Annotated in this window: 26 protein-coding genes; 12 read left to right on the top strand and 14 right to left on the bottom strand. The window is 59.5% G+C overall.

The genetic code is table 11. The features are described 5' to 3' along the window. Nucleotides 1-150: 150 nt before the first annotated feature. Nucleotides 151-495 (top strand): hypothetical protein, encoded by a 345-nt coding sequence (locus D8U82_RS04500; RefSeq protein WP_125927808.1) that lies wholly within the window; start codon nt 151-153, stop codon nt 493-495. Here D8U82_RS04500 and D8U82_RS04495 read toward each other — a convergent pair. The 6 genes from D8U82_RS04495 to D8U82_RS04470 all read right to left on the bottom strand — a co-directional run bounded on the left by D8U82_RS04495 (nt 462) and on the right by D8U82_RS04470 (nt 6,112). Next, the gene (locus D8U82_RS04495; RefSeq protein ID WP_125927810.1) at nt 462-1,478 is read right to left on the bottom strand and encodes a lysozyme inhibitor LprI family protein; all 1,017 of its coding nucleotides are present in this window, start codon (nt 1,476-1,478) and stop codon (nt 462-464) included. The two genes, D8U82_RS04500 and D8U82_RS04495, sit on opposite strands and share 34 nt — an antisense overlap. 188 nt (nt 1,479-1,666) lie before the next feature. Next, nucleotides 1,667-2,200, bottom strand: coding sequence for a cysteine hydrolase family protein (locus tag D8U82_RS04490; RefSeq protein WP_110600826.1), 534 nt, complete (start codon nt 2,198-2,200; stop codon nt 1,667-1,669). A 65-nt stretch (nt 2,201-2,265) separates the two neighbouring features. After that, nucleotides 2,266-3,993, bottom strand: a complete 1,728-nt coding sequence (gene ggt, locus D8U82_RS04485; RefSeq protein WP_024013396.1) for a gamma-glutamyltransferase — start codon at nt 3,991-3,993, stop codon at nt 2,266-2,268. 148 nt (nt 3,994-4,141) lie between these two features. Then, nucleotides 4,142-4,729 (bottom strand): NUDIX domain-containing protein, encoded by a 588-nt coding sequence (locus D8U82_RS04480; RefSeq protein ID WP_024013397.1) that lies wholly within the window; start codon nt 4,727-4,729, stop codon nt 4,142-4,144. Between the two features lie 99 nt (nt 4,730-4,828). After that, entirely contained in the window at nt 4,829-5,464 is a 636-nt protein-coding gene (locus D8U82_RS04475) for a lytic polysaccharide monooxygenase auxiliary activity family 9 protein (protein ID WP_016775256.1), read from the bottom strand. A gap of 207 nt (nt 5,465-5,671) precedes the next feature. After that, entirely contained in the window at nt 5,672-6,112 is a 441-nt protein-coding gene (locus D8U82_RS04470) for a hemerythrin domain-containing protein (RefSeq protein WP_024013399.1), read from the bottom strand. A gap of 152 nt (nt 6,113-6,264) precedes the next feature. Between D8U82_RS04470 and D8U82_RS04465 the strand changes: the two genes are divergently transcribed. Then, the gene (locus tag D8U82_RS04465) at nt 6,265-6,690 is read left to right on the top strand and encodes a GNAT family N-acetyltransferase (RefSeq protein WP_130901724.1); all 426 of its coding nucleotides are present in this window, start codon (nt 6,265-6,267) and stop codon (nt 6,688-6,690) included. 101 nt (nt 6,691-6,791) lie between these two features. Here the strand turns inward: D8U82_RS04465 and D8U82_RS04460 are convergent, their stop codons facing one another. After that, complete coding sequence (locus tag D8U82_RS04460) at nt 6,792-7,142, bottom strand: hypothetical protein (protein WP_130901723.1); 351 nt, start codon at nt 7,140-7,142, stop codon at nt 6,792-6,794. A gap of 133 nt (nt 7,143-7,275) precedes the next feature. On the opposite strand from D8U82_RS04460, the gene D8U82_RS04455 reads away from it, so the two are divergent. The 7 genes from D8U82_RS04455 to D8U82_RS04420 all read left to right on the top strand — a co-directional run bounded on the left by D8U82_RS04455 (nt 7,276) and on the right by D8U82_RS04420 (nt 11,238). Continuing rightward, nucleotides 7,276-7,605: a DUF6388 family protein gene (locus D8U82_RS04455; protein ID WP_073471290.1), complete on the top strand. Its 330-nt coding sequence runs from the start codon at nt 7,276-7,278 to the stop codon at nt 7,603-7,605. Nucleotides 7,606-7,770: 165 nt separating this feature from the next. After that, nucleotides 7,771-8,163 (top strand): sulfurtransferase complex subunit TusD, encoded by a 393-nt coding sequence (tusD, locus tag D8U82_RS04445; protein ID WP_122691927.1) that lies wholly within the window; start codon nt 7,771-7,773, stop codon nt 8,161-8,163. Between the two features lie 2 nt (nt 8,164-8,165). Then, nucleotides 8,166-8,522 (top strand): sulfurtransferase complex subunit TusC, encoded by a 357-nt coding sequence (gene tusC, locus D8U82_RS04440; protein WP_071172887.1) that lies wholly within the window; start codon nt 8,166-8,168, stop codon nt 8,520-8,522. After that, complete coding sequence (gene tusB / locus D8U82_RS04435) at nt 8,522-8,815, top strand: sulfurtransferase complex subunit TusB (protein ID WP_130888678.1); 294 nt, start codon at nt 8,522-8,524, stop codon at nt 8,813-8,815. Before tusC ends, tusB begins: the two co-directional genes overlap by 1 nt. Further along, the gene (locus tag D8U82_RS04430) at nt 8,812-9,147 is read left to right on the top strand and encodes a TusE/DsrC/DsvC family sulfur relay protein (RefSeq protein WP_016770652.1); all 336 of its coding nucleotides are present in this window, start codon (nt 8,812-8,814) and stop codon (nt 9,145-9,147) included. The genes tusB and D8U82_RS04430 overlap by 4 nt, the downstream gene beginning before the upstream one ends. Further along, nucleotides 9,144-10,145, top strand: coding sequence for a glycosyl transferase family protein (locus D8U82_RS04425; RefSeq protein WP_130901722.1), 1,002 nt, complete (start codon nt 9,144-9,146; stop codon nt 10,143-10,145). The genes D8U82_RS04430 and D8U82_RS04425 overlap by 4 nt, the downstream gene beginning before the upstream one ends. A 91-nt stretch (nt 10,146-10,236) precedes the next feature. After that, nucleotides 10,237-11,238, top strand: coding sequence for a glutathione S-transferase family protein (locus D8U82_RS04420; RefSeq protein ID WP_130901721.1), 1,002 nt, complete (start codon nt 10,237-10,239; stop codon nt 11,236-11,238). A gap of 116 nt (nt 11,239-11,354) precedes the next feature. Here the strand turns inward: D8U82_RS04420 and cysG are convergent, their stop codons facing one another. The 6 genes from cysG to ftsK form a co-directional block, all read right to left on the bottom strand. Continuing rightward, nucleotides 11,355-12,749 (bottom strand): siroheme synthase CysG, encoded by a 1,395-nt coding sequence (gene cysG / locus D8U82_RS04415; RefSeq protein WP_041477064.1) that lies wholly within the window; start codon nt 12,747-12,749, stop codon nt 11,355-11,357. Continuing rightward, nucleotides 12,750-14,030: a serine--tRNA ligase gene (serS, locus tag D8U82_RS04410; protein ID WP_024013408.1), complete on the bottom strand. Its 1,281-nt coding sequence runs from the start codon at nt 14,028-14,030 to the stop codon at nt 12,750-12,752. Between the two features lie 15 nt (nt 14,031-14,045). Then, nucleotides 14,046-14,420: a fluoride efflux transporter CrcB gene (crcB, locus tag D8U82_RS04405; RefSeq protein WP_123442126.1), complete on the bottom strand. Its 375-nt coding sequence runs from the start codon at nt 14,418-14,420 to the stop codon at nt 14,046-14,048. After that, nucleotides 14,420-15,742 carry a replication-associated recombination protein A gene (locus D8U82_RS04400; RefSeq protein WP_130901720.1) on the bottom strand — a complete coding sequence of 441 codons (1,323 nt, stop codon included), beginning with the start codon at nt 15,740-15,742 and terminating at the stop codon, nt 14,420-14,422. The genes crcB and D8U82_RS04400 overlap by 1 nt, the downstream gene beginning before the upstream one ends. A gap of 195 nt (nt 15,743-15,937) precedes the next feature. Beyond that, nucleotides 15,938-16,558: an outer membrane lipoprotein chaperone LolA gene (lolA, locus tag D8U82_RS04395; RefSeq protein ID WP_016775262.1), complete on the bottom strand. Its 621-nt coding sequence runs from the start codon at nt 16,556-16,558 to the stop codon at nt 15,938-15,940. A 67-nt stretch (nt 16,559-16,625) separates the two neighbouring features. Continuing rightward, a complete protein-coding gene (ftsK, locus tag D8U82_RS04390; RefSeq protein ID WP_041477069.1) occupies nt 16,626-19,034 on the bottom strand; it encodes a DNA translocase FtsK in 2,409 nt (802 codons plus the stop codon). 522 nt (nt 19,035-19,556) lie between these two features. On the opposite strand from ftsK, the gene aat reads away from it, so the two are divergent. The 3 genes from aat to infA all read left to right on the top strand — a co-directional run bounded on the left by aat (nt 19,557) and on the right by infA (nt 21,334). Next, nucleotides 19,557-20,237: a leucyl/phenylalanyl-tRNA--protein transferase gene (gene aat / locus D8U82_RS04385; RefSeq protein ID WP_038861865.1), complete on the top strand. Its 681-nt coding sequence runs from the start codon at nt 19,557-19,559 to the stop codon at nt 20,235-20,237. 58 nt (nt 20,238-20,295) lie between these two features. After that, complete coding sequence (locus D8U82_RS04380; RefSeq protein WP_016775265.1) at nt 20,296-21,003, top strand: arginyltransferase; 708 nt, start codon at nt 20,296-20,298, stop codon at nt 21,001-21,003. Between the two features lie 112 nt (nt 21,004-21,115). After that, complete coding sequence (infA, locus tag D8U82_RS04375) at nt 21,116-21,334, top strand: translation initiation factor IF-1 (protein WP_002553999.1); 219 nt, start codon at nt 21,116-21,118, stop codon at nt 21,332-21,334. Here the strand turns inward: infA and D8U82_RS28260 are convergent. Next, nucleotides 21,315-21,593, bottom strand: a 279-nt coding sequence (locus D8U82_RS28260) for a hypothetical protein (protein ID WP_206663103.1), incomplete at its 5' end; no start/stop codon positions are given. The two genes, infA and D8U82_RS28260, sit on opposite strands and share 20 nt — an antisense overlap.

Genomic DNA, 21,593 nt, shown 5'->3' with positions numbered 1-21,593 from the left:
GACTGAGCGGCCGCTGGGCACGGCTGCTGTTTTCGCGAAAAAAGAGGGAGGCGAATGTTACGGAATTGTTCAGCCTCGGGCCAGTGAAACGCTGACATGGGGGGCGCGGGCCTTATCCTTGCAGGCTTGTCCATCGAATCGAGTCGCAGCATGTCAGCGTTTCTGTCCGCCCGTGATGTGTGTCAGCGCCTGCGCGAAGCTGCGCTGGGCGTGCTTGGGTTCGAAGTCTGCCAGGTAATGTCCGAGACCGGGCTGATTGCCGTTGATATCGACGGCTGGCATCTGCGGTTGGACTTCGCCGAGGGACACTTGCATCACTGTGAATACGCGCGCAACTGCGCCGGGGATGAAGCGACGCTGGACACTTGGCAGCGTTATGGCACGGACCCGGTGAGTCTGCTCAGCACGTGGGAATTGGCGCAGATCGAGCGGTTATTGCGTGAGGCGGATGGAGTTGTGGCTCAGGGCATCATTTCCAGAACCAGAGACGACTGACTTTCGTGCATGCGGTCATACCAGCCCTGCAGCACATCGGGCAGCCGCTTCTTCCACTTCGCCACGTTGGTGTAGTACCGCAGATGTTCATGGCTCTGGTCATCGTAGCTTTTGAAGATCAGCCAGACCTGCGCGTCGGCCGCGCTCATCAGGATGCCGATGCCGCCGAGACCGCGCATCCACATTTCTACAACCTGAGCATCGGGCACATCTTTTGAGTCTTCGCCGACCTGCAAGGAACCGGAGGTCTCTACCAGTTTTTGGTAGTCGGTCTTGAGCAGCGAACGCAGTACCTGATCTTCTGCGGGCGTGCGAGCCAGACCCAGGCTGAGCAGATCGTAATCCAGCTTCAGCGGTTGTTCGGAGGCGACATACCGACCGGCGTAATACACGCCCATGCCTCCGCCGCAGTCGGAGTCCGCACCGGTTTGCGTGACGTTCAGTACGCCATTGATGGGCGTGAAAGCGAGTTTGCAGGCGTCCTCGGCGTACACGGCTGTTCCATCCTTGAGTATGGCAACGCCAGTCAAGTCTCCGGAATTGGCGCCCTCGCCTGCCGAGATATCGATGGCGATATGCGTGGCATTACGACGTTGGGTGACAAGGGTCGCCGAGGTCGAGGTGCCGCGCGGAATCAGTTGCCAGGTGGCATCCCAACTGAAGGGCTGAACCGCGTGTTCGAGCTCAGTGAGGCGCATCAGGTATTCGCGCCGAAGACACGCGCTCAGGGCACCGCAGGCGTTGCGGCTTTTCAGCCACTGACGCTGGTCGGTTTTCAGCATATTGGGATCGGCAACTTTGCCCAGCGTGGTCCGCCATTGCTCGGCGAGCTTGTCGTCAAGGGTTGAGAGGTAGGGATCAGTGCAGATGGCTTTTTCGGTTTTGCTGGTGGCGTCGGTGCAATCGAAACTGCTGGCATGGGCGGTGCAGGCGAGGACGAGAGATGTCAGCGCCACGGCGTGACGCAGGTAGATAGCGAACATCGAGAGATTCCATTCTTCGGGCGGCGGGGATTATGCCAGTGCTGCTGCCGTAAATCGCCGCTGTCGTAGAGCCTGCTCACCCCTGTGGGAGCGAACCTGCTCGCGAAGGCGGTATATCAGTCGGTTTGATGTTGGCTGTCACAGCGCTTTCGCGAGCAGGCTCGCTCCCACAGGGGTTTTATGTGGGTTCAGATGGTGATTTGGGCTGCCGGTTTGACGTCGATTCGTGCCACGGAACTGGTCAGGGCGGCGAAGTCCTTGTTGTGTTCGGCAATGATGTCCTCGGCGCTCATGTTGCCGTTATCGACCGTTGAATGCGCATCTCGCGCGACGACGATGTCGTAGCCCAGTGAATGCGCGCTGCGCACCGTGGCGTTGACGCAGTAATCGGTTTGCAGGCCGCAGATGATCAGGCGTTCGAAGTCCTCGCTGGGCAGCAGCTTGCCGAGATCGGTCTGGTAGAAAGAGTCCCCGGTGGTTTTGTCTACGCGCAGGTCTTTCGTAGAAGTCAGAAGGTTTTTCGCCAGTTGCCAACCCTCAGCACCGCGAACAAATGAGCCGTCCTTTTCTTCGTGCTGAATCAAAACCACCGGAACGCCAGCCGTACGGGCGCGTTGGCTGAGATCATTGATCGTGGCGATCACGCGGTCGATTTCAAAGCACTGATATTCACCAGCACACAGCGCCTGCTGGACGTCGATGATCAGTAATGCGGTGGTCATGTCGAGCCTTCCTTGATCAGTCCTTGAGAATAGGGCGGACCTGCGCCCGCCCCTTTTTACTCCGCTCAGTAACCCAAAGACAAGCCGGTATTGCGCCGTGGATCGTTGGCGCCGTAGAAGCGATTCTTGCCAACCGGTTTGCCGTCCAGTGACGGCGCGCCGACCAGAATCGCGGCGATGTGGTTGGCATCCTGCGGGCCGGCAAACTTGTGGCCCCAGCTTTCCAGGATTTTTTTCGTATCCGGGCTGGCGGCGAAGTCTTCGAGGTTGGTTTCCTCCGGCATCCACTGCTGATGGAAGCGCGGCGCGTCGACCGCTTCCTGCAAGCCCATGCCGTAATCGATGACGTTGAGCATGGTCAGCAAGGTCGCGGTGATGATCCGGCTACCACCCGGCGTGCCGACCACCATCACCACTTTGCCATCCTTGGTGACGATGGTCGGACTCATCGACGACAGCGGCGCCTTGCCCGGTGCGATAGCGTTAGCCTCGCCTTGAACCAGCCCATACATGTTCGGAACGCCGACCTTGGAGGTGAAGTCGTCCATTTCATCGTTGAGGATCACCCCGGTCTTGCTCGCCATCACGCCCGCGCCGAACCAGTCGTTGAGCGTGTACGTCACCGAAACGGCATTGCCCCACTTGTCGACAATCGAATAGTGCGTGGTGTTGCTGCCTTCGTGGGGCGCTACACCGGGCTTGAGCTCAGCCGACACGCCGGCCTTCTGCGGCTGGATGGCGTTGCGCAGTTTGGTCGCGTAATTCTTGTCCAGCAGATGCTCGATCGGATTCTTCACGAAATCCGGATCGCCGAGGTAGCTGTTGCGATCAACGTACGCGTGGCGCATCGCTTCGATCTGGTAGTGCATGCCCTGAGCGGAATGGAAGCCCAAGTCCTTCATCGGATAGCCTTCGAGGATATTCATGATCTGGCAGATCACCACCCCGCCGGAGCTCGGCGGTGGCGCCGAGACCACGTGATAGCCGCGATAATCGCACTCAACCGGGGCCAGTTCGCGAGTCTTGTATTTGTCCAGGTCGGCCTGGCTGATGATGCCTTTGTTGGCCTGGCTGGAAGTGACAATGGCATCGGCGACCCAACCTTTGTAGAAGCCGTCGGCGCCCTTGTCGGAGATTGTCCGCAGGGTTTTCGCCAGATCCTTTTGCACCAGTTTCTGCCCGACCTGCATCGGCTCGCCGTTGCTGAGGAAGATCGAGCCGGAATCGCGCATGTCCTTCTTGAACACATCCGTCGCGTATTCGAGCAGCTCGACATCGCCCTGCTGCAATTCGAAACCGTCTTCGGCCAGTTTGATCGCCGGGGCAATCATCTCCTTGCGCTGTTTGGTGCCGTATTTGCTCAGCGCCAGCTCCATGCCGGACACCGTACCCGGTACGCCGACCGCCAGGTGCCCGCGCGTGCTCAGTTCCGGAATGACATTACCGTCCTTGTCCAGATACATGTTGGCGGTCGCTGCCAGCGGGGCTTTCTCACGGAAATCGAGGAAGGTCTTGCGCCCGTCCGCCAGTTGTATGGTCATGAACCCGCCACCGCCAAGGTTGCCCGCAGCCGGATAGACCACCGCCAGCGCATAGCCCACGGCCACTGCCGCATCCACGGCATTGCCGCCGTTTTTCAAAACGTCGACGCCGACATGGGTCGCCAGATGTTGCGCGGTGACCACCATGCCGTTTTCCGCCGCAACCGGCGCCACTGATGCCGCGTGAGCCATGAGACAGCTGAGCGCCAAGGAGGTCGCAATGAGCGATCTGGCCAAAGGTTCGTACTTCATGAGTCGATCTCTTTTTGTTTTTGGGGACTGCGCAAAACGCAGGGCAACACTTCAGGAGCAACAAGCAGTATGGCCGGCTTTGCGTATTGCGCCTCCCTGTTCAGCCAGTATGCTGAGCCATCGCAGCCGTTGGCAGCTCCTGCCCGAATCAAGCGAAGAGGTTATTCATCGCTGCGTACTGCAACAGCATGATGGTCTTGGCATCGCAGATCTCGCCGCGTTGAAACGCTGCCAGTGCCTCATCGAAGCCCCACTCGAGCACTTCCAGTTCTTCGGTTTCCTCTTCAAGGCCACCACCGTCGCTGACTTTGGACGCCGCGTCGTATTCAGCGATAAAGAAGTGCAGTTTCTCCGTCACCGAACCGGGACTCATGTACGCCTCGAATACTTTTTTCACGTCGTGCACGCGGTAACCGGTTTCCTCCTCGGCTTCGTCACGAATGCGCTGCTCGGGCGCGGCACCTTCCAGCAACCCGGCGGCCACCTCGATCAACAATCCATCGTGGCCGTTGACGAACACCGGCAAACGAAACTGGCGGGTCAGCACCACCGTGCGCTTTTCGCGGTTGAACAGCAGAATCGCCGCGCCGTTGCCCCGGTCGTATACCTCGCGGGTCTGGCGCTGCCATTCGCCGTTGTTGCGGTGGTAATCGAAAGTGATTTTCTTCAACAGATACCAGTCGTGGGACAACACCTGAGTGTCGACGATGTTGACCCGTTCGGCTGTGTTGGACATCGCGTCTGATCCTGTCTTCATGGGGGGACTGCCATGGTCGATCAATTGCGCCGACAAAAAAAGCCCGGCAGCGCTACCGGGCTCGTTCAGCCTGCGCGGTTACTGAAAGTCGACGTCGAAGGCCTGGTAGAAGGCGTTGCCGGTATTGGCGACGATCCACATCAGCACAATGACGTGATGACCCTGCTTGTTCGCAGGCAGCTTCACTTGATGATCGACCTTGGCCTTCAATTCGCCGGCATGGCTGTAATACGGCACTTGCGGGTAGAAATCTTCGAAGAACGGCTGGGTTTCCAGCTGCGCACGGCTGATGCGTTGCTGTGGATCCCAGCCGTCTTTGGTGATCAGCCAGCGATAACCACGGGTGGTGTGCGGCGCGGTGTACGCCCAGCTGACCTCGAGAATCTGCCCCGGATCGACATTCAGCAGCGGCCAGTTGAATGAACGGCCGAGCTTCTTGCTCATCTCGTCGTCGGTGTAATTGACGCAATCGCGGGCATCGGTCTTGCCGCCGCTGAGAATGTAGCCATCGGCCGGCGGCGCGACGCTGTCCGAGTCGGTCTCGAAAGGTTGCGGGAAAGGTCCGGCGTCCATGGCCGGAAAGTTCTTGCCACCTTCCATTTCATTGACTTGCCAAGCGCCGAGCAGGCCGAGGTCGATGGCGACCGCGCCGCGACTCGCTGGCGAGATGACACGACCGTGTTTGAGTTGGGTTTGTGGGATTGCCTGATTCATCTTGCTCACTCCGTTGATTTGAGAACTCTCCTTCCCGAGGAGAGGCCTTCAAGCTAACGGAGGTGAATTTTTTGTCCATCGGCGCTTTTGTCACAGTCCCAGTGTGCAAGACGTAAAAAGCCCGGAAACACTGGATGCATAACCAGTGCTCGACGACGCATCGCACTCAACGTGTAGCTGAACACCTACACGCCGAGTCGCCTTTGGTCATTCAGACAGTTGCGCCTGATACTCCTTTTCGTACTGCCCGGCGAGTTGGCTTTTCTGTTTATCGTCGAGCAGCTTGCCGGCCATCTGGAAGAATTTGTGCTCTTCTTCCTCGAGGTGGTGATGAACCTTGTCGGAAAGCTTTTTGGCCGTGGCCAGCCAGGCAGGACTGGACATTTCGGTCTCGTCGAGCTCTTCCATCATCTCGTCCATTTCGTGGTGTTCGGCGATGGCGTGGCGGCTCAGGTCCACGCCTTCATCGATTTCCATCAACGGAATGTAGAAATGCCGCTCTTCAGCGGTTTCATGCGCTTGCAGTTCTGCTTTGAGCTGCTTGTAGGCCTCGACTCGCTCAGGGCTGTCGCCGCTGGTCGCGATCAAAGCCTTGGCGTAAGTGCGCTGGCGCTCGTGGCTTTCGCGCAGGGCTTCAAAAATATTCACGGGATTTCCTCATCAATCGCGCTCAGGGAAAGACGCGATAAAAGCCTAGACCGCAACGCTGGTTTGACGGTTCCGCTTGTTCGATCGAAGGGCTTGGAGGCGTTTGCCCGGACGGGTTAGGCTGGGCGTTCAATTACACAAGGAAGTCATGCATGAATTTGCGTATCGAGTTGACGCAGAGCCCTACCGAGGAACAGCGTCAGGCCATTCTGCAGCCGCTGATCGAATACAACGATGCTCAAACCGGCGGTTCGAAATCCGAGCCGTTCGCCTTGATGGTCAAAGACGAAAATGGCGAAATACTGGGCGGTTTGTACGGGCGAATGATTTTTCGCTGGATGTTCATCGAGCTGCTGTCCGTGCCGGAACAGGGTCGCGGAAAGGGTATCGGCTCGAAATTGATGGCTCAGGCGGAAGCCTTGGCCAGGGAAAAGAATTGCTACGGCCTCTGGCTCGACACGTTCGATTTTCAGGCGCCGGAGTTCTACAGGAAGCTGGGGTTCAGCCAGTTTGGGGAAATCGTTGACTACCCACCGGGGCACAAGCGGCACTACTTTCAGAAGCGCCTGATCGATTGAGTCATGCCGTATTCGCGAGCAGGCTCGCTCCCACAGTGCAATGCATTACAACTTGTGGGAGCGAGCCTGCTCGCGAAAGCGTCAACCGCTTCACCCCATAATCACAGGCAGGTCGCCATCGCCGCCATCCGCCGCATCGCGACAAAATCACTCTTCTGCGCGTAATAGTTCAAGGTCGTACCTGACGCTTCGGTGATCACATCGACAAACGACTCTGCCGAACGCGTATAAACCGTAGTGCCGCCGGACTTGCGCGGTTCCAGATAGGCCGCCGCGTCGACGCCAAACACCGCTTCGTCCTGCCAGGCGAATTGCACGCACCGGGCGACGTCTTTCTCCGGCTTGTCCGAGGTCAGGACCTTGTCCGGGCTCTTGCTGCGAGCATCGTTCATCACCGAACCGGCGCACCCGGCCAACAGGGCCGCCGCCAGCACTACCATCAGCATTCGCATTGCATTTGCTCATCGAGAAAAAAGCGGACTGTAGCACTGCGACGCGGCAAATCGTTCTGCTTTACTGTTTTTATGCGCGACATGCGCAAGCAGGTGCGGCACCCTATGGTCATCAGTCACACAAGGAAATTACATGGCGCCTAGCGACCAGCGACATGAACAGGCTTTGAAACTGTTTCTCGATGCGCGACCCGAACTACGTGAAACCCTCGACCATCTCAACCCGCTGCTGGCTCAGGCCAAGGGCGAAACCCAGGCGCAGTATCGCGAAGAACGCTTGCATGAGGCGTTTGAGGAAGAAGCGGAGAGACAGAGGTTGTTCGCCTGGGAGCTGACGTTGCAGTTGACCGCTGCTTCGCCCGAGGAATATCAGGCGCAACGGCTGGAAGTGCATCGGGAAGTGGCGGAAATGGCGGGGATGGGCTGGATCGAGTATTGCGAGCTTTACGGCATCACCCCGTAATCGATGTAGGAGCTGCCGAAGGCTGCGATCTTTTGATTTTGCTTTTCAAAATCAAAAGATCGCAGCCTTCGGCAGCTCCTACAAAGGTATCTGCGTAAAACTCGGGTTTCGCGGCTGTCGCAATAAAGCTTTATCATGGCCGCAGTTTCGCTGATCGAGTCCATCATGAAGTTCGCCATCGCGCTGTTTTCCGCCGCCCATGCGCCCTCCTCGCGCCGTGCCTTGCTGTTTGCCCAGGCCGCGCTGGCCGGCGGCCATGAGATTGTTCGGCTGTTCTTCTATCAGGACGGCGTGTTCAACGCCTCCGATGCGGTGGTGACCCCGCAGGATGAACTGGACGTGCCCAAGCAATGGCGCGCCTTTATCAACGAAAAGCAACTTGACGGCGTGGTCTGCATCGCCGCCGCTCTGCGCCGTGGTGTGTTGAACGAAGAAGAAGCCAAGCGTTACCAGCGTGAAGCGATTTCGCTCAGCACGCCGTGGGAATTGTCCGGTCTGGGTCAATTGCACGACGCCGTGCAGGACGCTGATCGGCTCATCTGTTTCGGAGGCGCTTGAACATGGCCAAATCGCTGTTGATCATCAGCCGCCAATCGCCTTGGTCCGGCCCCGGCGCGCGGGAAGCGCTGGATATCGTGCTCGCCGGTGGCGCCTTTGATCTGCCGATCGGTTTGCTGTTTCTCGATGACGGCGTGCTGCAACTGGCCGCTGGGCAGAACGCCAGGGCCTTGCAGCAGAAAGACCTCAGCGCCAATCTGCAGGCGCTGCCGATGTTTGGTGTCGAAGAGCTGTTCTATTGCGCCGAAAGCGCCAATGCTCGCGGTCTTGGCAACCTGTCGCTGGACGAAGCGCAGCCGCTTGCTGCTGAACACATCACCGCCCTTATTGACCGTTACGATCAGGTGATCACCCTCTGATGTCGACTTTGCATGTGTTGTCTCATTCCCCGTTCGGCGACGATCGTCTGAGCAGTTGTCTGCGCCTGCTCGGCAGCGCCGACGCTGTGTTGTTGTCCGGCGATGCGGTGTATGCGATGCAACCGGACACTGCGCCGTTCGCTGCTCTGCAAGAGCGACCAATCAATCTGTTCGTATTGGTTGAGGACGCACAGGCGCGTGCGATCGAGGTTCCAGACTGGGCCGAGGCCATTGACTACCCGGCCTTCGTCGAACTGTCGATCCATCACGCCAAGGTCAACAGCTGGCTATGAATTCAATGACCGTCGGCGCCCGCGCCATCGAACTGGACAAGGACGGCTTTCTCGTTGACCTCAGCGACTGGTCGGCTGAAGTCGCCAGCGCCCTCGCCGCCGCCGAAGACATCGAGTTGACGCCCGAACACTGGGAAGTCCTTGAGCTTCTGCGTAGCTTCTACGCCGAATTCCAGCTATCGCCGGCCACGCGTCCGCTGATCAAGTACACCGCGTTGAAACTCGGCGCCGACAAAGGCAACAGCCTGCACCTGAACCGACTGTTCAAAGGCACCCCTGCCAAACTCGCCGCGAAACTGGCGGGCCTGCCCAAACCGACGAATTGCCTATGAACGACTTTCCAGCATTGACCCTCGAAACGCCTGCCGAGCACCCGTTCGCGCAATTCGTGCGCATTCTCGGCAAGGGCAAGCGCGGCGCCCGCGACCTGACGCGCGAGGAAGCCCGCGAGGCCATGGGCATGGTGCTCGATGACAAGGTCGAAGATACGCAACTGGGTGCCTTCCTGATGTTGCTGCGGCACAAGGAAGAAAGTGCCGAGGAAATGGCCGGTTTCACCGAAGCCCTGCGCGCACGCTTGCACGCGCCCGCATTGAATGTCGACCTGGACTGGCCGACCTACGCCGGCAAAAAACGCCACCTGCCGTGGTATCTGCTGGCGGCCAAGTGCCTGGCGCAAAACGGCGTACGCATCTTCATGCATGGCGGCGGCGCGCACACGGCCGGGCGTCTATACAGCGAACAACTGCTGGGCGAACTGAACATTCCCCTGTGCCGCAATTGGCAGCAGGTCGGCGCGGTACTGGACAACGGCGGCCTGGCGTTTATGCCGCTGGTGGACTGGGCGCCACAGTTGCAAAAGATGATCGACCTGCGCAATACCCTGGGCCTGCGGTCGCCGATCCACTCGCTGGCGCGGATTCTCAATCCGCTCGGCGCACGTTGTGGCCTGCAAAGCATTTTCCACCCGGGCTATCAGGCGGTGCATCGCGATGCCAGCGGCTTGCTCGGCGACACGGCAATTGTGGTCAAGGGCGATGGCGGTGAAATCGAGATCAACCCCGACGCCACCAGCCACCTTTATGGCACCAGCGGCGGTCAGAGCTGGGATGAAGAATGGCCGCAGCTGTCAGCGCAGCGCCATGTCAAACCCGCCTCGCTGGACATCGAGCACTTGAAAGCCGTGTGGCGTGGCGATGTGGTCGACAGTTACCCGCAAATGGCTTTGATTGCGACCATGGCCCTCGCCCTGCGCGGTCTCGGTCAGAATCGCGAACAGGCCTTCGCAACCGCAGAACAGTATTGGGCGGCGCGTAACACATCGATCTAACCGATCATTAGCGCCCGATCTTTGCGCTTTTTGTTCGAACTCATCGGAATAGACTCGACTCCAACGAATATTGGTTTTGGGAGTCTTGATCATGGGTTTACTCGTCGACGGCCACTGGCAGGACAAGTGGTACGAAAGCAGCAAGGACGGCGCGTTCCAGCGCGAACAAGCGCAACGCCGCAACTGGGTGACCGCCGACGGTCAGCCAGGCCCCAGCGGTGAAGGCGGTTTCACTGCCGAAGCCGGGCGCTATCACCTCTATGTTTCCCTCGCCTGCCCTTGGGCGCATCGCACGCTGATCCTGCGCAAACTCAAAGGGCTGGAAAGTCTGATCGACGTGTCGGTGGTCAGCTGGCTGATGCTGGAGAACGGCTGGACTTTCGACAAAGCGCTCGGCTCGACCGGCGACAAACTCGATGGCTTCGACTTCATGCATCAGCGCTACACCGCTGACACGCCTGATTACACCGGGCGCGTGACGGTGCCAGTGCTGTGGGACAAGAAACTCAAGCGCATTGTCAGCAATGAATCGGCGGAAATCATCCGCATGTTCAACAGCGCCTTCGACGGGCTCACTGGTAACGATCTGGACTTTTATCCGGCGCCGCTACGCAACGAGATCGATGCGCTGAACGAGCGGATCTACCCGGCGGTGAACAACGGTGTCTATCGTGCCGGATTCGCCACCTCGCAACAGGCATACGAACAGGCGTTCGATGAAGTCTTCGCCGAACTGGATCATCTGGAGCAACTGCTGGGTGCCAATCGCTACCTGAGCGGGGAATACCTGACCGAGGCCGACGTGCGCCTGTTTACCACGATGATTCGCTTTGACGCGGTGTATCACGGGCACTTCAAGTGCAACCTTAGGCGGATTGCCGATTACCCGAACCTGTCGAACTGGCTGCGCGAGATGTATCAGTGGTCGGGAATTGCCGAAACCGTGGATTTCCAGCACATCAAGCATCACTACTATGGCAGCCACAAGACCATCAACCCGACCGGCGTGGTGCCGAAGGGGCCGCAGCAGGATTTCAGCGTAGCGCATGATCGCGAGCGGTTGATCGGGAAAGGGGTTTGGCGCCGGGGTTGATTAGCTCGGTGTTTTCGAGACCCCGTTCGCGAGCAGGCTCGCTCCCACACCGGATTTGTGCATGACACAGATCCAATGTGGGAGCGAGCCTGCTCGCGAAGGGAACGACGCGGTGTTTAGACCTGCGCCTGCGCCCCTTCAAACCACGCCAGCTTCTCGCGAAGTTGTACCACTTCGCCGACGATCACCAAGGTCGGTGCATGCACTTCATGCTCCGCCACCATTCGCGGAAGATCCGCCAGCGTGCCGGTGAAAACCCGCTGATTGACTGTAGTGCCCTGCTGAATCAACGCCGCCGGGGTATCCGCCGCGCGACCATGCTTGATCAACTGTTCACAGATGATCGGCAAACCCACCAGGCCCATGTAAAACACCAGCGTCTGCGCCGGGGCGACAAGATCGGCCCATGGCAGATCGGTGGAACCATCCTTCAAGTGGCCAGTGACAAACCGCACGGACTGCGCATGGTCACGGTGGGTCAGCGGAATCCCCGCATAAGCCGCGCAACCGCTGGCCGCCGTAATGCCCGGCACTACCTGGAATGGAATACCGTGGGCCGCCAGCTCTTCGATCTCTTCGCCACCGCGGCCGAAGATAAACGGATCGCCGCCCTTCAACCGCACCACACGCTTGCCGGCCTTGGCCAGATCGACCAGTTGCTGGTTGATCTGATCCTGCGGCACGGCGTGTTCGGAGCGACGCTTGCCGACATACACCCGCTCGGCATCGCGACGGCACAACTCGAGAATCGCCGGCGCCACCAGGCGGTCATAGAGCACCACATCGGCTTGCTGCATCAGGCGCAGTGCGCGGAAGGTCAACAGATCCGGATCACCGGGGCCGGCACCGACCAGATAAACCTCGCCAGTGGTGACCATGGGCTCGCCATCGACCTTGGCCTGCAACAGGCGCTCGGCTTCAGCGCCCTGCCCGGCCAGTTGACGATCGGCAATCGGGCCTTGGAAAACGTCTTCCCAGAAGCCGCGACGCTGCTGAACATCCGGAAACAGGTTTTTCACCTGATTGCGAAAACGCGCAGCCAATCCAGCCAACTGACCGTAAGTCGAAGGAATCCAGGTTTCGATTTTCGCGCGGATCAGGCGCGCCAGTACCGGCGCATCGCCGCCGCTGGACACGGCGATGATCAACGGCGAGCGATCGACGATCGCCGGGAAGATCACGCTGCACAAGGCCGGCGCATCGACCACGTTGACCGGCACGCAACGACGGTGGGCGTCGGTGGAGACTTGCGCGTTGAGCGTTTCGTCGTCGGTAGCGGCAATGATCAGCCCGCAACCGTCCAGATCCGTTTCGGCGTAACCGCGCAACAGGCATTCACCGCCGCTGGCAGCGACCAGTTCAGCCAGTTGCGTTTCGATTTCAGGTGCGACCACCCGCAGCAGCGCACCGGCATCGGCCAGCAGGCGGGATTTGCGCAAGGCAATTTCCCCCCCACCGACAACCAACACACGACTGCCGCGCAGGTTGTGAAACAGCGGCAGATATTTCATTTAGCCGATGACCTCGAGGCCACCCATGTACGGCTTGAGCACGTCCGGTACGCGGATAGAACCGTCGGCCTGCTGGTAGTTTTCCAGCACGGCAACCAGAGTACGACCGACCGCCAGGCCGGAACCGTTCAAGGTGTGCACCAGCTCGGGCTTGCCAGTTTCCGGGTTGCGGAAACGCGCCTGCATGCGACGCGCCTGGAAATCGCCGCAGTTGGAGCACGAGGAGATTTCGCGGTATTTGTCCTGGCTCGGAATCCACACTTCCAGATCGTAGGTCTTGACCGCGCTGAAGCCCATGTCGCCGGTGCACAGCGCCAGGGTGCGGTAAGGCAGACCGAGCAGCTGCAGGACTTTTTCAGCGTTGGCGGTCAGGCCTTCCAGCGCTTCCATCGATTGCGATGGCTCGACGATCTGGACCATTTCGACTTTGTCGAACTGGTGCTGGCGGATCATGCCACGCGTGTCGCGGCCCGACGCACCGGCTTCGCTGCGGAAGCATGGGGTATGGGCGACGAACTTGATCGGCAGCAGTTTCGAATCGACGATTTCGCCGGCAACGATGTTGGTCAGCGACACTTCGGCAGTCGGGATCAGGTACAGATCGGCTTCGCCTTCGCGGGCAATCTTGAACAGATCCTCTTCGAACTTTGGCAACTGGCCGGTGCCTTGCAGCGCCGGAGCCTGAACCAGATAAGGCGTGTAAGCCTCTTCGTAGCCATGTTCGGTGACATGCAGGTTGATCATGAACTGCGCCAGTGCGCGATGCAGCCGCGCGATCGGGCCACGCAACAGCGCAAAGCGCGCGCCGGACAGCTTGGCGGCGGTTTCAAAGTCCAGCCAGCCGAACTTTTCGCCGAGGGCAACGTGGTCTTTGACTTCGAAATCGAACTGAGTCGGCGTGCCCCAGCGGCGCACTTCGACGTTGTCGTCTTCGTCCTTGCCGACCGGAACCGACTCGTGCGGCAGGTTCGGGATACCGAGCAGGATCGAATCGAGTTCGGTCTGGATCGCATCCAGCTCGACCTTGCCAGCGCTCAGCTCGCCCGCCATGCGCTCGACGTCCGCCATCAGCGGCGCGATGTCTTCGCCACGCTGCTTGGCCTGCCCGATGGATTTGGAACGCGCGTTACGCTCAGCCTGCAGTGCTTCAGTGCGGGTCTGGACGGTCTTGCGCTGTTCTTCCAGCGCTTCGATGCGCGCGGTGTCCAGGGCAAAGCCACGGGAAGCCAGGCGGTCCGCTACGTCCTGAAGGTTGCTACGTAACAGTTTGGAATCGAGCATGTCGGTTTCTCGTTATCAAAGTTTGGTCAGGGACAGGCCGGCCCACGTCGCGAGCAGCCCGCCGAATACGCTGAGTGCGGCATAGCCCAGGGCCAGCAACACTTGCCCGCTTTCCAGCAGGCGCACCGTATCCAGTGAAAAGGATGAAAAAGTCGTCAGCCCCCCGAGGAAGCCGACCATCAACCCGGCGCGTACTTCGATCGGCACCTCCGGGCGTATCAGAAACAGGCCGTACAACACGCCAATCAGCAGGCAGCCCACGATATTAACGGCCAGCGTCGCGGTATAGAAGTGCCGCGGCCAATTGGCGCTGACCCAATTACCGGTGGCGAAGCGCAACAAGGTGCCGGCAACACCGCCGACCGACACTGCAAGGATCAATGGAAGCACTATTTTCTCCGCTGCCGAGGGCTCAGACGATCGAGCTGAGCGAGGTGATTGAGCTTCTCGCCGATCTTCAACTCCAGGCCACGGGGCACTGGCTGATAGAACGGAATCGGCTCGAGTTCTTCCGGAAAATAGTCTTCGCCGGCGGCATAGGCGTCCGGCTCGTCGTGGGCGTAGCGGTATTCGTCGCCATAACCCAATTGCTTCATCAGCTTGGTCGGTGCATTGCGCAAATGCAGCGGGACTTCCAGCGAGCCGTTCTCAGCCGCTGCGCGCAGCGCGGTTTTGAAGCCCATGTACACCGCATTGCTTTTCGGTGCGCAGGCCAGATAAGTAATGGCCTGGGCGACTGCCAATTCGCCCTCGGGGCTGCCGAGACGCTCCTGCACTTCCCACGCCGCCAGGCACAGGCTCAGCGCACGCGGATCGGCATTGCCGATGTCTTCGCTGGCCATGCGCACCACGCGGCGGGCCAGATAAAGCGGATCGCAGCCGCCGTCGATCATCCGCGCAAACCAGTACAACGCGCCGTCAGGGTTGGAGCCGCGCACCGATTTGTGCAAGGCCGAGATCTGGTCGTAGAACGCTTCACCGCCCTTGTCGAAACGCCGACGGGTGTCGCCGAGCAGGCTTTGCAGCAGGTCGATGCCGATTTCGCTGTTGTCTTCGGCCAGATCGGAGGCGTTTTCCAGCAGATTGAGCAGACGCCGGCCATCGCCATCGGCGGCCGACAGCAGCATCTGGAAGCCTTCATCGCTCAGGGTCAGGTTGCGCTTGCCCAGCCCGCGCTCTTCGGTCAAAGCCCGATGCACCAGTTTGCGCAGCGCCGCTTCGTCGAGGCTTTTCAGCACGTAGACGCGGGCACGCGATAACAAAGCGTTGTTCAGTTCGAACGAAGGGTTTTCGGTGGTGGCGCCGATGAAGATCAGCGTGCCGTCTTCAACGTAGGGCAGAAACGCGTCCTGCTGCGACTTGTTGAAACGGTGCACTTCATCGACAAACAAGATCGTGCGCTTGCCGTACTGGCCGGCCTGCTGCTTGGCAATTTCAACGGCCTGGCGGATTTCCTTGACCCCGGCGAGCACCGCCGAAACCGTCTCGAAGTGCGCATCGGAGACTTCTGCGAGCAAGCGCGCCAAGGTGGTCTTGCCCACGCCCGGCGGTCCCCAGAAGATCATCGAATGCAGCGCGCCCTGCTCCAGCGCCTCACGCAGAGGCTTGCCGCGAGCGAGCACGTGTTCCTGACCGACGTACTCATCCAGATTGGCCGCACGCAAACGCGCGGCCAAGGGTTGGGCAATCGGTGCACTGCGAAACAGATCCATCACGTAGCGTTGAAACCTCTGATTTTCTGAAATCTGCTGAAGAACCTGTGGTGAGGGGATTTATCCACGTTGGGCTGCGAAGCGGCCCCAAAAGCGACGACTGCTGCGCAGCCGGACTGGTATAAATCCCCTCGCCACAATAGCCCCTCAATAGCAGGCCCTCACCACAAAGGCCCTGACACAAAGGGCCGGTGTTTATTCCTGGATAACGTCGGCACCCTTGGGAATGTCGAATTTGAACTTGGACGCTGGCACCGCTTCGTTGGCCTTGACCCCGGTAAACAGGATATTGGTGCGCTGGCCGACGCTGTCAATCAGTTGCATGTCATTGAGCAGGCCGTTGCGGAACGACAGGCGCAGGTTGTCGAACAGGGTGTCCTTGGTTTTCGGCTTGAGAGTGAAGTCGATCACGCCGCCCGCCTCTTTCGCGCTGATATCGAAGCTCTGGCTGATTTTCGAGACATCACCGGACAGCAACAGCGCTGGCGTCTGGGTCAGGCGCTCGTCGAGCTTCTTGATGGTTGCCTGCTCCAGATCCGGGTCCCACAGGGTGACTTTCTTGCCGTCGGAGACCATGGTCTGCTCGGCCGGCGCGTTGGTGTGCCAGTAGAACAGGCCCGGACGCTGCAGGGTCATGTTGCCGGTGGTTTCCTGCAACTGGGTGCCGGTGCCGTCGAGGGTCAACTGCGAAAAGTTCGCCGACAGGGTTTTCGATGTTTCGAGCAATTGGGTCAGACGCGCCACGTCCTTTTCATCGGCGTGGGCCGTGAGTGTGGTCAGCGCCAGTACTGGCAACAGCATGCGGATAAGGCGCATGAGAGTCCTCTTGAATAATCGTGGGAGAGCGGGTGGTGCGTCATTGCGCCACCCGCGTCGTTGCGTTTCAGTCGCGTACCGGGCCCGGGGCCAGGACTTCACGCGAACCGTTGGTGTTCATTGAGGTAACAACGCCGGCCATCTCCATCGCCTCGATCATCCGCGCGGCGCGGTTGTAGCCGATCTTCAGCTTGCGCTGCACAGCGGAAATCGACGCGCGACGGCTTTCGAGGACGAACTGCACCGCTTCGTCATACAGCGCGTCGGCTTCCGGATCATCACCGTCACCACCACCGCTACTGCCTTCAAAGCCGCTGCCTGCCTCTTCGACACCGTTGAGGATATCGTCGTTGTATTCCGGCGCGCCGCGCAGCTTCCACGCTTCGACCACGCGGTGAACCTCATCGTCGGAGACGAATGCGCCGTGGACGCGGATCGGCAGACTGGTGCCCGGCGGCATGTAGAGCATGTCACCGTGACCGAGCAGTTGCTCGGCGCCACCCTGATCGATGATGGTCCGCGAGTCGATCTTGCTCGATACCTGAAACGCCATACGGGTCGGGATGTTGGCCTTGATCAGACCGGTGATCACGTCCACCGACGGGCGCTGGGTCGCGAGAATCAAGTGAATCCCTGCTGCACGCGCCTTTTGCGCAATACGGGCGATCAGTTCTTCAACCTTCTTGCCGACGATCATCATCATGTCGGCGAATTCGTCCACCACTACGACGATGGTCGGCAGTTTCTGCAGCAGCGGCGCTTCGTCATGAATGCTTTCGCGCTTGTACAGCGGATCGCTCAACGGCTCGCCGGCATCCTGGGCTTCCTTGACCTTGGCGTTGAAGCCGGACAGGTTACGCACGCCCATTTTCGCCATCAGCTTGTAGCGACGCTCCATCTCGGCAACGCTCCAGCGCAAGGCGTTGGCAGCGTCCTTCATGTCGGTCACAACCGGACAGAGCAGGTGCGGAATGCCTTCGTAGATCGACAGCTCAAGCATTTTCGGGTCGATCATGATCAGCTTGGCGTCGTCAGGCCCGGACTTGAACAGGATCGACAGGATCATCGCGTTCACGCCCACCGACTTACCGGAACCGGTGGTACCGGCCACCAGCAAGTGCGGCATCTTCGCCAGGTCAGTGATGACCGGCTTGCCGCCGATGTCATGACCGAGCGCCAGGGTGACCGGCGATTTGAAGTTGTCGTACTCGGGGGTCGACAGCACCTCGGAGAAACGCACGATCTGGCGGTCTTCGTTGGGAATCTCGATACCGACGGTGGTCTTGCCCGGAATCACCTCGACGACCCGCACACTGGTCACCGCCAGCGAACGCGCCAGGTCTTTCGCCAGGTTGGCGATACGGCTGACTTTTACCCCGGCGGCAGGCTGGATTTCGTAACGGGTAATCACCGGGCCCGGGTGGATAGAGTCAACGGTGACTTCGACGCCGAATTCCTTGAGCTTGATTTCCAGCAAGTGGCCGACCGCTGCCAAGGATTCAGGCGAATAGTTGAGCTGTTTCTTTTCCGCAGGATCAAGAATGGAGATCGGCGGCAAGGTGCCTTCGACCGCGCTGTCGACGAACAACGGCGCCTGCTTCTCTTTCTGTACGCGCTTGCTCGGCTCTGGGGCCTTGGCCGGTGCCGGCGCGATCACCGGTGGCACCTGCTTCTCGCGGTCGGACATGTGCTTGCTCAGCGCTTGCTCACGCTCGATCAGGCGTTCCTTGACCTTGGCCTGTTCACGCTTGTCGGTGACAGTCGGTGCGACCACATCGTGGACGCGGTCATCAACCTCACGCAGTTGCGCGACCAGTTGCTTGCGCTCGGTGCGCGCCGACCACCAGCGGTTGAGCGCGCCCTGGAACAGTTCGAACAGATCGAGGGTGATCTTGCCGGTGACGTCCATCACCTTGAACCACGACAGGTCGGTGAATACGGTCAGGCCGAACAGGAACAGCGCGATGAACAGCAGCGTGCTGCCTTGAATGTTCAGCGCATTCTTCGCCAGATCGCCAAGGCTTTCGCCCAGGGCACCGCCAGCGCCGGCCGGCAGACCGGTCGCGGCATGGAAATGAATGTGCGCCAGCGCAGCACCGGAGAGCACGAGGAACACCAGACCGATCAGGCGCCAGGAAAACAGCCAGCCGCTCCACTGCCATGGCTCGTGACGTTGACGGAAGATCTGGTACGCCTTGACCGCCAGCAGCAACGGAAAAATATAGGCGAAGTAACCGAGCACCATGAACAGGATATCGGCGCTGTACGAGCCGGCCGGGCCGCCGAAGTTCTGCACATCGTCGATCTTGCTGTTATGGCTCCAACCCGGGTCGTCCTTGCCGTAAGTCAGCAAAGCCATCATCAGGAACAGGCACAAGGCGCCGATGGCGATCAATGCACCTTCCTTGAGCCGGTAGTGCAGTTGCTGGCGCCAGAGCGGAACGACTGTTTTGGGTGCTTCGGTGGTCTTCTTCAAAACGCTTCTTTTCCTGCGCCCGAGGCGCGTCCATCTATTGAATGACGATAAAAAACTGCCCAATCCAGGCAGGTAAAAAAGGTGAAAAGCTCAACTGGGACTACTTTTAACACTGTGCCACTGGTTTTATAAACACAGCCATAAACACTGTGCGCAGCGAAAAGACCGTCACAACCCGGCATTGTACGGGTTTGTGCGCCCGACGCCATGTTTCAGCCCCCAGCCTTGAGCATAGCCAATCGCACACGCAACGCCTTGCAATTGGAGCATGCATTGCCTTTTGTGACAAAGGCTTATGAGCTGTATTTGATGAACGTAGCGAACCTGGCCGGATTGAGCTCACAGGAATGCTCAACAGCATCGACACGGCGACGCTTACGACCACGGGCGACACATCAAGTTGCAGCTCAATGCTCGCTGCACCAGACAACTGTGCAGGACAGCGGCGCCGTTTCGCGGCAAACTCTTTCGCGGGGCCTGCACGCCCCCTGACCGCCCTCCCCTTCTGCAAGCCTGGATGCCATGCTGACTTGGTTACAACGCAATTCCCTGACCTTTCCACCACTGGAAAAAGCCATGCGCGAGCCGAACGGATTGCTCGCCGCCGGCGGCGATCTGTCCGCCGACCGCCTGATCCAGGCCTATCGCCATGGCTGCTTTCCCTGGTTCTCCGAAGGCCAACCCATTCTCTGGTGGTCGCCAGACCCTCGCACCGTGCTGTTTCCCGACGAACTGCACGTCTCGCGCAGTCTCGGCAAGCTGCTGCGCAAGCAACGCTATCAAGTGACTTTCGATCAGGATTTCGACGCCGTCATCCGCGCCTGCGCTGCCCCGCGTGACTACGCCGACGGCACCTGGATCACCGAGGCCATGCAGGATGCTTACGTAGAATTGCATCGGCGCGGTTTCGCTCATTCGGTTGAGGTCTGGGACGAGGGACAGCTGGTCGGCGGCCTGTATGGCCTGGCAATGGGCCAACTGTTTTTTGGCGAGTCGATGTTCAGCCGTGCCGACAACGCGTCCAAATACGGCTTTGCCACGCTGGTGAAGCATTTGAAAGCCGCCGGGTTCGTGCTGATCGATTGCCAGATGCCGACCGATCACCTGCACAGCCTCGGTGCGCGATCCATTCCGCGGGGCGAATTCGCCGACTATCTGCAGCGCCATCTCGACCAACCGAATTCGGCGACCTGGGTTTGCTGAGCGACTTTTGCGCAGGTGGCTTACACTTAATCCACCAGCTTATCCCGAGGGTTGATTCATGACCGAGTTGGCGCGTTTGAAGTTTTATGCCACTCAGCCCCACTCTTGCAGTTATCTGCCCGAGGAGCAGGCCACGACGCTGTTTCTCGACCCGAGTCAGCCCATGGATGTGCATGTCTACGCAGACCTGTCGGAAATGGGCTTTCGTCGCAGCGGCGATCATCTGTACCGGCCGCATTGCCAGAATTGCAATGCGTGCGTGCCTGCGCGCATTCCTTCCGCCCAGTTCATCGCCAATCGCCAGCAGAAGCGTATCTACAAACGCAACGCGGATTTGCAGGTGCAGCCGGTCAAACCGCACTTCAGCGAAGAATATTTCGACCTGTACCAGCGCTACATCGAACAGCGCCATGCCGACGGCGACATGTACCCGCCAAGCCGTGATCAGTTCTCGACGTTCCTGGTGCGTGACCTGCCCTTCTCGCGCTTCTACGAGTTTCGACTCGACGGACGGTTGCTCGCGGTGGCGGTCACCGATCTGCTGCCCAACGGCCTGTCGGCGGTGTACACCTTCTACGAACCGAACGAAGAACGCCGCAGCCTCGGCCGTTACGCAATCCTCTGGCAAATCGCCGAGAGCCAGCGTCTGGGCCTTGAGGCCGTGTACCTCGGTTACTGGATCAAGAACTGCAAAAAGATGAACTACAAGACGCAATATCGACCCATCGAATTGCTGATCAATCAGCGCTGGGTCATCCTGAACTGAACCTGCGGCCTAAACCCCTTGGCGTAAACACCATTTTTCGGGCACAATGCACGCCGCTTTTGCCTGGCGCAGTTGCACCGGGCCATTCATTGGATACCGAGGGCTTTACTGCATGTCGAAAGAAGACAGCTTCGAAATGGAAGGCACTGTCGTCGACACCCTGCCCAACACCATGTTTCGTGTGGAGTTGGAAAATGGGCACGTCGTAACCGCGCATATTTCCGGCAAGATGCGCAAGAACTACATTCGTATTCTTACCGGTGACAAAGTGCGCGTCGAGCTGACGCCCTATGACTTGAGCAAAGGGCGGATCACTTACCGCGCTCGTTAATCAAGTCAATACAGAACGCCCGGGTAATGCCGGGCGTTTTTGTGTCTGCGTTTTGAGGTTTTGGGGCTGGCGGTTTCGCGCTTACAGCATGCAAATCAAAAGATCGCAGCCTCCGGCAGCCCATAGGTTGGATCGCGTGAATTCGATAGAAACGGGTTGACCTGCGGGCCGCCTTCGCGAGCAGGCTCGCTCCCACAGAAAAGCAAGCAGCGCAGCTGCCCGCGGCGAAGCCGCCCCACTCAACAATGAGCGCAAGCTC

Source organism: Pseudomonas sp. Sample_23 (genome assembly GCF_004307595.1).
In the GTDB taxonomy this organism is placed as follows: Bacteria; Pseudomonadota; Gammaproteobacteria; order Pseudomonadales; family Pseudomonadaceae; genus Aquipseudomonas; species Aquipseudomonas atacamensis.
Note: the sequence above shows the minus strand (reverse complement) of the source record. Positions and strands in the feature narration are given on the sequence as shown.

Coding starts and splice junctions, on each gene's coding strand:
- serS (WP_024013408.1), bottom strand. CDS start 14,030: ATGCTCGATTCCAAACTGTTACGTAGCAACCTTCAGGACGTAGCGGAC.
- D8U82_RS04400 (WP_130901720.1), bottom strand. CDS start 15,742: ATGGATCTGTTTCGCAGTGCACCGATTGCCCAACCCTTGGCCGCGCGT.
- D8U82_RS04425 (WP_130901722.1), top strand. CDS start 9,144: ATGAACGACTTTCCAGCATTGACCCTCGAAACGCCTGCCGAGCACCCG.
- D8U82_RS04455 (WP_073471290.1), top strand. CDS start 7,276: ATGGCGCCTAGCGACCAGCGACATGAACAGGCTTTGAAACTGTTTCTC.
- D8U82_RS04490 (WP_110600826.1), bottom strand. CDS start 2,200: ATGACCACCGCATTACTGATCATCGACGTCCAGCAGGCGCTGTGTGCT.
- cysG (WP_041477064.1), bottom strand. CDS start 12,749: ATGAAATATCTGCCGCTGTTTCACAACCTGCGCGGCAGTCGTGTGTTG.
- infA (WP_002553999.1), top strand. CDS start 21,116: ATGTCGAAAGAAGACAGCTTCGAAATGGAAGGCACTGTCGTCGACACC.
- D8U82_RS04430 (WP_016770652.1), top strand. CDS start 8,812: ATGAATTCAATGACCGTCGGCGCCCGCGCCATCGAACTGGACAAGGAC.
- D8U82_RS04465 (WP_130901724.1), top strand. CDS start 6,265: ATGAATTTGCGTATCGAGTTGACGCAGAGCCCTACCGAGGAACAGCGT.
- tusB (WP_130888678.1), top strand. CDS start 8,522: ATGTCGACTTTGCATGTGTTGTCTCATTCCCCGTTCGGCGACGATCGT.
- lolA (WP_016775262.1), bottom strand. CDS start 16,558: ATGCGCCTTATCCGCATGCTGTTGCCAGTACTGGCGCTGACCACACTC.
- aat (WP_038861865.1), top strand. CDS start 19,557: ATGCTGACTTGGTTACAACGCAATTCCCTGACCTTTCCACCACTGGAA.
- D8U82_RS04480 (WP_024013397.1), bottom strand. CDS start 4,729: ATGTCCAACACAGCCGAACGGGTCAACATCGTCGACACTCAGGTGTTG.
- D8U82_RS04420 (WP_130901721.1), top strand. CDS start 10,237: ATGGGTTTACTCGTCGACGGCCACTGGCAGGACAAGTGGTACGAAAGC.
- tusD (WP_122691927.1), top strand. CDS start 7,771: ATGAAGTTCGCCATCGCGCTGTTTTCCGCCGCCCATGCGCCCTCCTCG.
- D8U82_RS04380 (WP_016775265.1), top strand. CDS start 20,296: ATGACCGAGTTGGCGCGTTTGAAGTTTTATGCCACTCAGCCCCACTCT.
- D8U82_RS04500 (WP_125927808.1), top strand. CDS start 151: ATGTCAGCGTTTCTGTCCGCCCGTGATGTGTGTCAGCGCCTGCGCGAA.
- ggt (WP_024013396.1), bottom strand. CDS start 3,993: ATGAAGTACGAACCTTTGGCCAGATCGCTCATTGCGACCTCCTTGGCG.
- D8U82_RS04495 (WP_125927810.1), bottom strand. CDS start 1,478: ATGTTCGCTATCTACCTGCGTCACGCCGTGGCGCTGACATCTCTCGTC.
- D8U82_RS04475 (WP_016775256.1), bottom strand. CDS start 5,464: ATGAATCAGGCAATCCCACAAACCCAACTCAAACACGGTCGTGTCATC.
- tusC (WP_071172887.1), top strand. CDS start 8,166: ATGGCCAAATCGCTGTTGATCATCAGCCGCCAATCGCCTTGGTCCGGC.
- D8U82_RS04460 (WP_130901723.1), bottom strand. CDS start 7,142: ATGCGAATGCTGATGGTAGTGCTGGCGGCGGCCCTGTTGGCCGGGTGC.